At 67.9% G+C, this 12,664-nt stretch carries 11 protein-coding genes; 2 read left to right on the top strand and 9 right to left on the bottom strand.

Annotated elements, in window-relative coordinates; genetic code table 11:
• From MAE01_RS10135 to rpsA, 9 genes are all read right to left on the bottom strand, one after another.
• A complete protein-coding gene (locus MAE01_RS10135; protein ID WP_147039431.1) occupies positions 1 to 1,161 on the bottom strand; it encodes a hypothetical protein in 1,161 nt (386 codons plus the stop codon).
• Positions 1,161 to 2,801, bottom strand: coding sequence for a sensor histidine kinase (locus MAE01_RS10140; RefSeq protein ID WP_147039432.1), 1,641 nt, complete (start codon positions 2,799 to 2,801; stop codon positions 1,161 to 1,163). The genes MAE01_RS10135 and MAE01_RS10140 overlap by 1 nt, the downstream gene beginning before the upstream one ends.
• A 38-nt stretch (positions 2,802 to 2,839) precedes the next feature.
• The gene (locus MAE01_RS10145; RefSeq protein WP_147039433.1) at positions 2,840 to 3,421 is read right to left on the bottom strand and encodes a CoA-binding protein; all 582 of its coding nucleotides are present in this window, start codon (positions 3,419 to 3,421) and stop codon (positions 2,840 to 2,842) included.
• Entirely contained in the window at positions 3,418 to 4,722 is a 1,305-nt protein-coding gene (locus MAE01_RS10150; protein ID WP_147039434.1) for an O-acetylhomoserine aminocarboxypropyltransferase/cysteine synthase family protein, read from the bottom strand. Before MAE01_RS10150 ends, MAE01_RS10145 begins: the two co-directional genes overlap by 4 nt.
• A 26-nt stretch (positions 4,723 to 4,748) precedes the next feature.
• A complete protein-coding gene (acs, locus tag MAE01_RS10155) occupies positions 4,749 to 6,758 on the bottom strand; it encodes an acetate--CoA ligase (protein ID WP_147039435.1) in 2,010 nt (669 codons plus the stop codon).
• Complete coding sequence (locus tag MAE01_RS10160) at positions 6,749 to 7,615, bottom strand: ABC transporter permease (protein WP_229718164.1); 867 nt, start codon at positions 7,613 to 7,615, stop codon at positions 6,749 to 6,751. Before MAE01_RS10160 ends, acs begins: the two co-directional genes overlap by 10 nt.
• Positions 7,612 to 8,643, bottom strand: a complete 1,032-nt coding sequence (locus tag MAE01_RS10165; protein ID WP_147039436.1) for an aliphatic sulfonate ABC transporter substrate-binding protein — start codon at positions 8,641 to 8,643, stop codon at positions 7,612 to 7,614. Before MAE01_RS10165 ends, MAE01_RS10160 begins: the two co-directional genes overlap by 4 nt.
• A complete protein-coding gene (locus tag MAE01_RS10170) occupies positions 8,640 to 9,485 on the bottom strand; it encodes an ABC transporter ATP-binding protein (RefSeq protein ID WP_147039437.1) in 846 nt (281 codons plus the stop codon). The genes MAE01_RS10165 and MAE01_RS10170 overlap by 4 nt, the downstream gene beginning before the upstream one ends.
• A 137-nt stretch (positions 9,486 to 9,622) precedes the next feature.
• On the bottom strand, positions 9,623 to 11,086 hold the full coding sequence (rpsA, locus tag MAE01_RS10175) for a 30S ribosomal protein S1 (RefSeq protein WP_147039438.1): 1,464 nt from the start codon (positions 11,084 to 11,086) through the stop codon (positions 9,623 to 9,625).
• Between the two features lie 209 nt (positions 11,087 to 11,295).
• Between rpsA and MAE01_RS10180 the strand changes: the two genes are divergently transcribed.
• Together MAE01_RS10180 and MAE01_RS10185 are read left to right on the top strand one after the other, a co-directional pair.
• The gene (locus MAE01_RS10180; protein WP_147039439.1) at positions 11,296 to 11,841 is read left to right on the top strand and encodes a hypothetical protein; all 546 of its coding nucleotides are present in this window, start codon (positions 11,296 to 11,298) and stop codon (positions 11,839 to 11,841) included.
• 95 nt (positions 11,842 to 11,936) lie between these two features.
• Positions 11,937 to 12,656, top strand: coding sequence for a hypothetical protein (locus MAE01_RS10185; RefSeq protein ID WP_147039440.1), 720 nt, complete (start codon positions 11,937 to 11,939; stop codon positions 12,654 to 12,656).
• Positions 12,657 to 12,664 lie beyond the last annotated feature (8 nt).

The following is a 12,664-nucleotide window of genomic DNA, read 5'->3' on the forward strand; positions in this document are numbered from 1 at the left end:
TCAGCGCGAGACGACGACGCTGGTGTCTTCGCTGACCGCCGCCTCGGCGGCCGCCGTCCTGGCGGCAGCGATCAACGCACTCGCGTCCGCGCGCGATGCGTCGCTCAGCGCAACGCCAACACCGAGAACGGGTATGACGCTCACCTCTACGCTGTTGAGCCCGTCATAGATCGCACGGTGAAGGGTGGCGCCGAGCCGTCGGGCGTCGGCCTCAGAGTCGACGACCGTGCTCAGCACGACTCCGTCGCTGCCGTCATCCCCGATCCAGGTCTGCGTCGGCGCGTGCAATCGCACGGCGTCGTGCCACGCCTTCCGGAGGCTCTCCGCCTCGCTCGCACCGAAGGCGGTCGATACCAGCCCAAGATCGTCGATCCGCGTGGAGATCACGGCGATCCGTTCGGCCCTGGTCGATCCGCGGTTCACCGCATCCGCAAGGAACCTCTCGAACCACACCGGTTCGAGGATGCCCGAGAACGCCGCACCCGGCGCGGCGAGCCGGCGCCGCCCTCGCAGGCCGGCGCGCTCGGCGCGGAGGACCGACACGGTCACGACCACGACGATCGTGAGGACCACGGTGAGCACGCTCGTCGGGACGGTGCCCCACCAGACCAGGAACGCGTCGCTGTCCTGGCCGGCGGTGAGCAGGACGATGAGGCGCGCCAGGTAGTACACCGACTGGATGCTGAACACGAAGGCGAGCGCGAGGGACGTACGGATGCCGACGAAGGAGCCGCGCACCGTCTCCCATGCGGCGGCCGCCGGCAGCACGCACAGAGCGAGAAACATCACCTCGGCGCCCGCCCATCCTCCGCCGTCGGGACCCTCGACGATGACTGCCGTCGCGGCCGCCAGAGCGGCGACGACCACGACGGCCTCGGCCCAGCCGACGGCGCGGGCACTGTACCGGCGGCAGCCGAGCCACATGAAGCCCGAGCTAGCCACGAACGCGGCGTTGCCGACGGCGACGGCCCCCCACGTCTCCGGGACGAACGCCCACACCGCGTAGGCGACCGAGGCGAGGATCCCGGCGAGGAAGGCGATCGACCAGATGCGGCCGATGGCATCGTCCTCCCGGAGCACCGTCTCGACGATGAACAGGATTCCGGCGGTGATGACGACCAAGGCTGTCATCACCGAGACTGTGGCGACGTCGAGTTCCATCAGCTGCGTCTTCCCTTCTCGCGCAGAGGCAATCGGATCAGGAAGGTCGATCCGCTGCCGAGTTCGGATTGGACGGTGATCTCACCGCCGTGAGCTCTAGCGATCTCCCGGCTGATCGACAGTCCGAGTCCGCTGCCGTGCGTGGTGGTCTTGCGGACGGCATCCGCGCGGAAGAAGCGTTCGAACAGGCGCGGAATCTCCTCCGCAGAGATCCCGGTGCCGTCGTCGCGAACCACGATCCAGGCGTGGTCCATGTCGGCGGTGACGCCGACCTCGACGCGCCCCTGATCGACGTTGTACTTCACGGCGTTGCCGATGATGTTGTCGACGACCTGCCGGATGCGCAGCGGGTCGATGAAGGCCGTGACCTGCTCGATCCCGGCGTCGTCGAGAGTGATCTGCCGTTCCGCGGCTCGGGGGAGCAAGGCTTCGACACTCGAGTGCACGATCTCGTCCACCCGCGCCACCCGCTGATCGATGGAAAGTCGCACCCCGCCGTGGTGATCGGCGGACACGGTCAGAAGATCGGCGATGATGTCGAGAAGTCGGGCCGCGTTGCGCTCAGCCACCTCCAGCCCGCGCCGGGAGGCTGCCGAGAGGTCGTCGCCGTCGAGTACGAGTTCGAGGTACCCCAGGATCGCTGTCAGAGGCGTACGCAACTCGTGCGACACCGAAGCGACGAGATCCTCCCTCGCGCGCAACGCCATGACCTCATCCGTCACATCGCGGGACACGAGGATGCCGCCTACTCGCTCGCCGCCCGCGCTCTCCAGCGCACGGGAGGTCACACTGAGTGCGCGTCGTCCCTTGCCGGGCTTGCCGTACCAGACCAGATCGCCGTCGAACGTCTCGCCGCGGCGGGCGCGGGCGAGCGGCGTCTGCTCGACACCCAGCTCGGTCAGGCCGTCCTCGGCGAACGCGGCCTGCTCTGCGCCGCCGGGGGCGAGCATCCGCTGCATCCGGGCGTGAGCCTCGTTGCGCACGGATTCCTCACCGCGAATGCCGAGGCGGATCACACCGAAGTCGACCGCGTCGAGGACCTCCGTGACGAGGTCCTCCTGACGGCGCGACCGCTCCACGGCGCGGGCGAGCAGGCGCGCCTGCGCGTCGAGAAGGGCTCGCTGCGCGGCGGCGCGCTTCGATGCCAGGTAGGCCGTGGTGGAGACCGCGACGATGGTCATGGGGATGAGAATGATGACGGGGGTCAGGGACTGTGCTGGATCCAGCGCCACTGTCAGCCAATACACGCCGTTCGTGAGGACATTCACGACGACGAGTCCCAGCAGTCCGAAGGAGCCGGCGATCCACATAGCGGGGAAGATCCACAGCAGCGAGAAGCCGGCGGACGGGTTCGACTCCCGTAGCAGGGCGATCGCAAGGATGTCGCAGATCGGGAGCAGCGCGCTCCACGGCGCGTGAATCCGATTCCACGGCACGGCCAGAGCGATGCCCGTCACGACTGCGACCAGCAGCAGCCCCCCGAGGACCAGCTCGGGGACGGCGACCGCTTCCATTGCGAACGCGATGGTCGCGGAGAGCAGAGCTACGACTCCCAGCAGCAGCTGGTTCAGAACGACGGTGCGCTCGCGGGTCCGGTCCGCCCGCATGGTGCGCCACCTGCTGACCGTGCCGTTCGACATGACCACAGGTTATCGTCTGCGCGCTCCGCCCCTATGACTCAGCGCCCGAGCAACTGCCGCTTGGAGCTGATGACGCCCGTGTCGAAACCGGCGAGATGCAGACCGCCGTGGAAGCGGGCGTGCTCGATCTTGATGCAGCGGTCCATGACGACCGAGAGACCTGCGCCCTCTGCGATCGCGGCGGCATCCTCATTCCAGGATCCGAGCTGCAGCCACAGCGCTTTCGCGCCGACGTCGACCGCCTCCTGCGCGACGCCGGGGAGGTCGTCGTGCTTGCGGAACACGTCGACGATGTCGGGGACCACCGGAAGGTCGGCGAGCGACGCGTACGCGGGCTGACCGAGGATCTCGTCGGCCATGGGGTTCACGAAGTACACGTCGTACGGCGAGCTCGACAGCAGGTACGTCGCGACGAAGTAGGAGGCACGTGCCGGGTTGTTCGACGCCCCGACGATCGCGACGGAGCGCGAGCGGCGCAGCAGCGCGAAGCGCTCCTGCTGGCTCGGGCTCGCCCAGTTGCGACCCGGGTCCGACGCCGGAGCGACCCCAGGAAGCTCGCACGCGACGCCGTCGGTCGCGGCCGCCGGCGGCGTGAACTCGCAGGTGTCGTTCGTGCTCATCGTGTGGCTCCGGTCGCTGCGGTGAGGGCCTGGTCGAGGTCCCAGATGATGTCGTCGGGGTCTTCCAGACCGACCGAGATCCGGATGAGGTCGGCGGGAGCGCCGGCGGCGACGAGCTGCTCGGCGGTCAACTGACGGTGCGTGGTCGATGCCGGGTGGATGACGAGCGTGCGCGCGTCACCGATGTTGGCGAGGTGCGAGGCGAGCTGCAGATTCTCGATCAGCGTCTCCCCCGCGGCGCGCCCGTCGTCAGCCGCGACACCGAAGGCGAACACCGAACCGGGGCCGAGCGGCAGGTACTTCTTCGCGCGCTCGTGGTGAGCGTGCGACTCCAGCCCCGCCCAGGTGACGTACGAGATGCGCGGGTCGGAGTCGAGCCATTCGGCGACGATCCGCGCGTTCGCGAGGTGCGCGTCAATGCGCTGCGGCAGCGTCTCGATGCCCTGCAGCAGGTTGAACGCCGACTGCGGACTGAGCGCGGGGCCGATGTCGCGCAGCTGCTCGGAGCGGAGCTTGGTGAGGAATCCGTATTCGCCGAAGTTGTCCCACCACTTGATGCCGCCGTAGGACTCGACGGGCTCGGTCATCTGCGGGAACTTGCCGCTTCCCCAGTCGAACGTGCCCTTCTCGATGACCACACCGCCGAGGGTCGTGCCGTGGCCGCCGAGGAACTTCGTGACCGAGTGGATCACGATGTCGGCGCCGTGCTCGAGCGGACGCGCGAGATACGGGGTGGCGAGCGTCGCGTCGACCACGAGCGGCACACCGGCCGCGTGCGCGACCTCGGCCAGGCCCTCGATGTCGGCGATCTCACCCGAGGGGTTGCCGATCATCTCGACGTAGACGACCTTGGTCTCGGGACGGATCGCCGCTGCGTAATCGGCAGGATCCGTCGAGGGCACGAAGGTCGTCTCCACGCCGAACCGGCGCAGCGTGACATCGAGCTGGGTGACGGTGCCGCCGTAGAGCTGTGCGGATGCGACGACGTGGTCGCCCGCGCCGACGAGAGCGGCGAACGTGATGAACTCCGCGCTCATGCCGGATGCCGTGGCGACGGCCCCGATTCCACCCTCGAGCGAGGCGAGCCGCTCCTCGAGCGCCGCGACCGTGGGGTTGCCGATGCGCGAGTAGATGTTGCCGTACTTCTGCAGGGCGAAGAGGTTTCCGGCATCCTTGGCGTCGTCGAAGACGAACGAGGTGGTCTGGTAGATCGGCACGGCGCGCGCGCCGGTGGCGGCATCCGGTGTTCCGCCGGCGTGGAGCGCGCGAGTGCGGAACCCGAAGCGGTGTTCTTCCGTCATGACTTCCTTCGGTGCTGTTCTCGAGTTCAGAACGCCGCAAGCGCGGCGGCGATGCCTTCCACTGCATCCGGATTCTGCAGCGATGTGGTGTCCCCCAGCGGCTGCGGCTCGCGGCCGGCGCGGCGGTCCTGTTCAGCCTCCCACAGTGGCGCGAGGAGCCTGCGCATGATCTTCCCCGAGCGGGTCTTGGGCAGGTCCGGGACGACGACGATATGCCGAGGTTTCGCGACCGGGCCGATCTCACGTGCGACGCGGTCGCGCAGAGCGGATGCCGCGAGATCGCCGATGCCGGACGCCATGACGAACGCCACCACAGCCTGGCCGGTCAACGGATCGGAGACGCCGGCCGTGCCGGCCTCCCCCACCGTCGGGTCGGCGACGAGCGCAGATTCGATCTCGATCGTCGACAGCCGGTGGCCGGAGACGTTCACGACGTCGTCCAGGCGTCCGAGGATCCAGATGTACCCGTCTGCGTCCCGCGTCGCGCCATCGCCGGCGACGTAGTAGCCGCCGTACTCGCCGCGCCCGGCGTACGCCGACCAGTACGAGTCGCGGTAGCGCTGCGGGTTGCCCCACACGGTGCGGGCCATGCCCGGCCAGGGCCGCCGAACGACGAGGGTACCTGAGCGTCCTGCCGCGACCTCGTCGCCCTGCTCGTCCACCACTGCGACGTCGATGCCGGGGAGCGCCACCGACGCCGACCCAGGCTTGAGCGCGGTCACCCCTGGCAGCGGCACGATCATGGCGGCGCCCGTCTCGGACTGCCACCACGTGTCGATGATCGGCAGCTCGTCGCGCCCGAAGGTGCGGCGGAACCAGACCCAGGCCTCCGGGTTGATCGCCTCGCCGACGGTGCCGAGCAGGCGGATGCTGGACAGGTCGTGGCCACCCGGCAGCGTGTCACCGAACCAGGTCATGAACGTGCGGATGAGCGTGGGCGCCGTGTAGTACACCGTCACGCCGTAGCGCTCGATTATCTCGAGGTGCCGTTCGCGATGCGGGCTGTCGGGCGTTCCCTCGTAGATCACCTGGGTCAGGCCGTTCGAGAGCGGGCCGTAGATCTCGTAGGTGTGCGCGGTCACCCAGGCGAGGTCGGCGGTGCACCAGTGCACGTCGTCGGGCTTGGCGTCGAAGTGCGCCCAGTGCGCCCAGCTCGCGTGTGCGAGGTAGCCGCCGGAGGTGTGTACGAGCCCCTTCGGCTTCCCGGTGGTGCCGGAGGTGTAGATGATGAAGAGCGGATGCTCCGCCTCGAACGGCTGCGCCTCATGCGTCTTTGCGGCGGTGTCGACGACATCATGCCACCAGACGTCGCGTCCCTCGGTCCATGCCACATCCTGACCGGTGCGGCGGACCACGAGCACGTGTTCGAGGGCTGGCAGGTCGGCGGCGGCGATGTCAGCGGCGGACTTTACCTCGACGGCGGTGCCGCGCCGGAACTGGCCGTCGCTGGTGACCAACAGCTTGGCGTCGGTGTCGGCGAGACGGAAGCGTACGGCCTCGGCCGAGAATCCGCCGAACACGAGCGAATGCACAGCGCCGATGCGTGCGCACGCCAGGGCGATGACCACCGTCTCGATGAGCACCGGAAGGTAAACGACGACACGGTCCCCCGGCACGATGCCGAGCGCGGTGAGCGCGTTGGCTGCCTGCGAGACGCGGCGCTGCAGATCGGCGTAGGTCACGGCGGTGCGGTCGCCGGGCTCGCCCTCGAAGTGCAGCGCGACCTTGTCGCCCCGACCGGCCTCGACGTGCCGGTCGACGCAGTTGTAGGCGACGTTGAGCGTCCCGCCGGTGAACCACCGCGCCGACGGGATCGCGCCGTCGGTCGGCGGGTTCCACTCCAGAGCCGTGTGCCACGGTGTCGCCCAGTCCAGCCGCTTGGCGGCGCCCTCCCAGAAGGCGATCGGGTCGGCATCCGACTGACCGTAGATCTCCTCGGTGACGTTCGCCTGCGCGCGGAACTCCGGCGACGGCGGGAAGACGCGGTCCTCGATCAGGCGGGCTTCGGTCTGGCTCGTCTCATCGATCAGGTCCATCGCTTGAGCAGTCGCCTTTCGATGAAGCCGAGGATCGCGTTGGTGATCGTGCCCAGCAGTGCGAGCAGGACGATCGCGAGGAGGATGCGGTCGACACGACCGTTGTTCTGCGAGTCGTCGAGCAGGAAGCCGAGGCCCATCGAGGAGGCGATCAGCTCGGCCGCGACGAGGAAGAGCCACGATTGCGCGAGCGCCAGGCGCAGACCGGACATCACTGACGGGATGACGGCCGGCAGCTGCACCGTGCGGAACAGTGACCAGCCCCGCAGGCTGAACGAGCGGCCGGCCTCGACGAGATGCGGGTCGACGTGCCGCAGGGCGTCGGCCACGGTCGTGTACACCGGGAAGAACGCGCCGATCGCGATCAGCGTGACCTTCGACTCCTCGCCGATCTGCATCCACAGGATCAGCAACGGCACCCAGGCGAGCGACGGGACGGCGCGGAGGGCTGCGAGCGTCGGGCTCAGCAGCACGTCGCCCAGCTTCGAGAGGCCGACGATGGCGGCGATGGCGAGGCCGATCAGCGAACCGATCGCGAAGCCGAGCAGCACACGCTGCACCGAGATCGCGATGTGGGTCCACAGCTGCCCGCGTTCGGCGAGCTCGACTCCGGCGGTGAAGACCGACGCGGGGGTCGGAAGCCGGTACGTCGGCACCAGGCCCGAGGTCGTGGCGATCTGCCAGGCGACGAGGATGACGACGGGGACCAGGAGCCCGCCGATGAGGCGGACTCCTGGGCGGCTCCACGGACCCCGGGGCGCAGCATCCGTGTTCCGTCCGCGGCCGGCGGCGAACTCACGCGCCTCCCGCGAGTCTGCGGGAACGGTCACGCGCTGGTCCGGGATCGATGCGCTCACTCTCCTGCGACCGCCTTCTCGGCGAAGTCGGCGAAGATGATCTCGGACAGGGCCTTGTCGACGGCATCCTGACCGCCCTGCACGTCACCGGAGTCGACGATCACCGGAGCGATCTTCTCGAGGACCTCGAGCTGCGCGTCGCCGGGGACGCCGCTGACGTCGAGGTTCGAGCGCTCCTCGATGACCGTGGTGGCCACGTCGATGTCGATCCCGGCCGCATCGGCGAGCAGCTGCGCGGTCTCCTCGGGGTTCTCGAGCGCCCACACACGCGCCTGCTCGTAGGCGTCGACGACGGCCTGTGCGAGGTCGGCGTGGTCGGTGATGAACTCCTCGGTCGCGTTGAGGAAGCCGTAGGTGTTGAAGTCGACGTTGCGGTAGATCAGCTGGTCACCGGTCTCCACCTCGGCTGCCGCCATGATCGGGTCGAGGCCCGACCACGCGTCGACGGAACCGCCGTCGAGTGCCGCGCGGCCGTCGGCGTGCTGCAGGTTCTGCACCTCGATGTCGTCGACGCTGAGGCCGGCGGACTCGAGAGCCTGCAGGAGGAAGAAGTACGGGTCGGTGCCCTTGGTCGCGGCGACCGAGGTGCCGGCGAGGTCCTCGACGGAGGTGATGTCGCTGTCGGGGCCGACGACGATGGCCGACCACTCCGGCTGCGAGTAGATGTCGATGACCTTGATGGGCGAGCCGTTGGCGCGGGCGAGCAGCGCTGCCGAGCCGGCAGTCGAGCCGACGTCGACCGAGCCCGAGCGCAGCAGCTCATTGGCCTTGTTGGAGCCGGCGGACTGCACCCACTCGACGGTGACGTCGTCGCCGAGGATGTCGTCGAGGATGCCCTGGTCCTTGATGACGAGGCTGAGCGGGTTGTATGTCGCCCAGTCGACGGTCACGGTGCTCGCGGACCATTCGCTGGATGCGTCGGCGGGTGCCGCGTCGGCGTTCTCGCCTGCGACGCAGCCGGATGCCATGAGCATCATCGCACCGGCGATCGCGGTCGCAGGGACGATTCGGCGGGTGATGAGGCTCATCGGGTCTCCAGTGTGCTGTGGTGGGTGTCGACGCCGAGTCCTTCGAGGAGTTCGGCGCGCAGGTCCGCGATGCCGCGATCGGCGCGGTCTCGCGGTCGGATGCCGGGAACGCTGATGGTGCGCGCGATCGAGGTGGCATCCGGGTCGGGGTCGACGGTCAGCGAGCGCAGCAGCAGCACGCGGTCCGCGAGGTAGAGGGCCTCTTCGACGTCATGCGTCACGAGGAGGATGGTGGTGGGCTCCGCGGCGTGGATGTCGAGCAGCAGATCCTGCATCCGCAGGCGAGTCAGCGCGTCGAGAGCGCCGAAGGGCTCGTCGAGCAGCAGCACGCTGGGGTTGCGGGCGAGAGCGCGGGCGAGCGAGGCGCGCTGCGCCATGCCGCCGGAGACCTCGCGCGGGCGCTGGTTCGCGGCGTGCTCGAGGCCGACGAGGCTGAGCAGTTCGCTGACGCGGTCCTTGCGGGCGCGGCCGCGGAGACGGCGGGGCAGGCCGAGCTCGACGTTCTGGGCGAGGGTGCGCCACGGGAGCAGTCGCGGCTCCTGGAAGGAGACGGCGGTGCGCTCGTCGGTGTCGGTGACGCCGGACCCGTCGATCGTGATCACGCCGCCGCTCTGGGTGTCGAGTCCCGCGATGAGACGCAGGAGCGTCGACTTTCCGCATCCGGACGGTCCGACGACGGCGACGATCTCGCCGGCGCCGAGGTCGATGTCGAGGCCGCGAAGCACCTGGCGACGCCCTTCGGCGACCGGGAAATGGCGCTCCACACCTTCCAGGCTCACGGCGGTCGCGGCGCCGGAGGGCGCGACGGTCTCAGCGCGCGACGAGAGGAGTGCGGAGGTCATGCCTCCATCGTCGCGGAGCAGGGCGAATGTGACGAGTCGCGCCGTAATGTTCCGTCACAACCGGCGAATCTCGTGTATACGGGAACGCGAAACGGGCCGCCATCCCGAAGGATGACGGCCCGTTTCGTCAGTGATGCTTACGCGTTGCCGCCCGAGAGCTTCTCGCGCAGAGCGGCGAGAGCCTCGTCATCGGCGAGCGTGCCGGCGCCGGTGGAGTCGCTCGCGAACGACTGACCAGCGGCTGCGCCGAAGTCGTCGCCAGCGGCGGCCTCGGCCTCGGCTGCCTTCGCAACCGCAGCCTTGTGGGCCTCCCAGCGAGCCTGGGCCGCAGCGTACTCCTGCTCCCATGCCTCGCGCTGAGCGTCGAAGCCTTCCTTCCACGCACCGGTCTCGGGGTCGAAGCCCTCCGGGTACTTGTACTCGCCGTTGTCGTCGTACTCGGCGAGCATGCCGTACAGGGCCGGGTCGAACTCGGTGCCGTTGGGGTCGACCGACTCGTTGGCCTGCTTGAGCGACAGCGAGATGCGGCGACGCTCGAGGTCGATGTCGATGACCTTGACGAAGACCTCTTCGCCGACGGAGACGACCTGCTCAGCCAGCTCGACGTGCTTGCTGGAGAGCTCGGAGATGTGCACGAGGCCCTCGATGCCGTCTGCGACGCGGACGAACGCACCGAACGGAACGAGCTTGGTGACCTTGCCCGCAGCGATCTGGCCGATCGCGTGGGTGCGGGCGAAGACCTGCCACGGGTCCTCCTGCGTCGCCTTCAGCGACAGGGAGACGCGCTCGCGGTCGAGGTCGACCTCGAGGATCTCGACGGTGACCTCCTGGCCGACCTCGACGACCTCGGAGGCGTGCTCGATGTGCTTCCAGGACAGCTCGGAGACGTGCACGAGGCCGTCAACGCCGCCCAGGTCGACGAACGCACCGAAGTTGACGATCGACGAGACCTGGCCCTTGCGGACCTGGCCCTTGTGCAGGTTGTTGAGGAACGTCGTGCGCGACTCGGACTGCGTCTGCTCGAGCAGAGCGCGGCGCGAGAGCACCACGTTGTTGCGGTTCTTGTCCAGCTCGAGGATCTTCGCCTCGATCTCCTGGCCCAGGTACGGGGTCAGGTCGCGGACGCGACGCAGCTCGATGAGCGATGCCGGCAGGAAGCCACGGAGGCCGATGTCGACGATGAGTCCACCCTTGACGACCTCGATGACCGTACCGGTGACGACGCCGTCGTCTTCCTTGATCTTCTCGACGTCGCCCCAGGCGCGCTCGTACTGCGCACGCTTCTTGGAGAGGATCAGACGGCCTTCCTTGTCCTCCTTCTGGAGAACGAGAGCCTCGACCTCGTCGCCGACCTTGACGACCTCGTTGGGGTCTACGTCGTGCTTGATGGAAAGTTCGCGGGAGGGGATGACACCCTCGGTCTTGTATCCGACGTCGAGCAGAACCTCATCGCGGTCGATCTTGACGATCGTGCCTTCGATGATGTCGCCGTCGTTGAAGAACTTCAGAGTCTTCTCGACCGCGGCCAGGAAGTCCTCAGCAGATCCGATGTCGTTGATGGCGACCTGCTTGGTGGCCGGGGCGGTCGTTGCGGTAGTCATGTAGTGGGTTGTCCTTGTGGGTGGATACTCGGGCCCGACCGGTTTCACGCATGCGTGATCTCGCCGGAAGAGCGAATGGATTTGGTTGGATTGCACTCAGGCGCGCGTGTGCACGCCACGAGTGACACTTCAGAATATCAGAGAATCCGCTTCTGTGACTCTGTGGATAAGTCAGGCGGGATGCCGCGGGTTCGCGTTAGCGTGAGCGGGTGACCCTCCTCCGATCGAAGACGAGCCGGATCCGGATGCTGGCGCTGCTGGTGATGGCCGGTGCGACGCTGAGCGCCTGCAGTCCGACGCCGGAGCCGAGCCCGACGCCGACCGCCGCCTTCGCCAGCGAGGAAGAGGCCTTCGCGGCCGCGGAAGAGGTGTACCGGGCGTACGTCGGGGCCTCGAACGCCGTCGACTATAGCGACCCTTCTACTTTCGAGGCGCTCGACGCGTTTACGACTGGCGCTTATCGATCGGATGAGCGCGAAGGTCTATCCCAGATGCACGCTGAGGGAAATTCGCGAACCGGTGACATCAAGATCACCTGGTTCAACGGAACGCAATTTGTCCCACCGAACTCTGTGACAGCTCGAACTTGCAACGATGTTTCTGCGACGGACGTGATCGACAAGGATGGGAAGTCGATCGTGTCCGAAGATCGTCCCACGCACTATGCGATCGAACTGACCTTCGTTGCCAACGGCGACCAATTGATGCTTTCAACGTCGCAAGCGATCGAGGATCCCAAGTGCGCCTCGCAGTAGTTTCAGTTCTTTTCGGCGTCTTCTTCGCCCACCCGTTTGGCGTGATGGCATCGGACGAGTGCCCTGCGTGGAAGCAAGTCGCTGGATTGTGTGGCGTGCAGAACTCCGGCACCGAGGTCATCATCGACGGCTCGCACGACACGGAGCAGAGTCCCGGCACGTCCCCGATCAACAACGATTGGCAACCTCCCCTCGACGACTCGTGGACTCCTCCCCCGACACCGGAGGAGGAGTTCGACGAGTGCCTGCGCGAGTGGGACTCCTACATCCGCTGCTATGAGGCGTCCAAGGAGGTCGAAGGCGAAGAAGCGGAAGAAGAAGCGCTCGCGATCCCACCGATCACGATCACGGATCTCGCGCGCTTCGCCCCCGCCGGTTCCAGCGTTACCGGTGAACCTGACAACGTCGGCGTGGCGGGACTCCCGACGAACTTCGTGACGACGGCATCCGCTCAGACCGTCACGGGCGAGCTCTTCGGCTTCCCGGTGTCGGTGCGCTTCACGCCATCCGCGTACGACTTCTCGTTCGGAGACGGCGACACCGTGACGACGACATCAGGGGGAACGACGTGGTCCGATCTCGGCCAAGCGCAGTTCACGCCGACCGACACGAGTCACACCTATCGCGAGCGCGGCACGTACACGGCTCGGGCCGACGTCCGGTACACGGCCGAAGTCGACTTCGGGATCGGCTGGTTCCCGATCAGCGGCGAGGTCACCTCGACCGGCCCGGCGCAGGACGTGCGCATCTTCGAGGCGCACACCGCCCTCGTCGCCCACACCTGCGCGCAGGCGCCCAGCTCCCCCGGCTGCTGACGCGCATC

Origin of the sequence: Microbacterium aerolatum (genome assembly GCF_007988825.1) — a bacterium.
Classification (GTDB): Bacteria; Actinomycetota; Actinomycetes; order Actinomycetales; family Microbacteriaceae; genus Microbacterium; species Microbacterium aerolatum.

What these genes read in the sequence shown, in the direction of transcription:
- MAE01_RS10150 (WP_147039434.1), bottom strand. Translation starts at nt 4,722, where the DNA reads ATGACGGAAGAACACCGCTTCGGGTTCCGCACTCGCGCGCTCCACGCC.
- MAE01_RS10145 (WP_147039433.1), bottom strand. Translation starts at nt 3,421, where the DNA reads ATGAGCACGAACGACACCTGCGAGTTCACGCCGCCGGCGGCCGCGACC.
- acs (WP_147039435.1), bottom strand. Translation starts at nt 6,758, where the DNA reads ATGGACCTGATCGATGAGACGAGCCAGACCGAAGCCCGCCTGATCGAG.
- MAE01_RS10165 (WP_147039436.1), bottom strand. Translation starts at nt 8,643, where the DNA reads ATGAGCCTCATCACCCGCCGAATCGTCCCTGCGACCGCGATCGCCGGT.
- MAE01_RS10170 (WP_147039437.1), bottom strand. Translation starts at nt 9,485, where the DNA reads ATGACCTCCGCACTCCTCTCGTCGCGCGCTGAGACCGTCGCGCCCTCC.
- rpsA (WP_147039438.1), bottom strand. Translation starts at nt 11,086, where the DNA reads ATGACTACCGCAACGACCGCCCCGGCCACCAAGCAGGTCGCCATCAAC.
- MAE01_RS10135 (WP_147039431.1), bottom strand. Translation starts at nt 1,161, where the DNA reads ATGGAACTCGACGTCGCCACAGTCTCGGTGATGACAGCCTTGGTCGTC.
- MAE01_RS10140 (WP_147039432.1), bottom strand. Translation starts at nt 2,801, where the DNA reads ATGTCGAACGGCACGGTCAGCAGGTGGCGCACCATGCGGGCGGACCGG.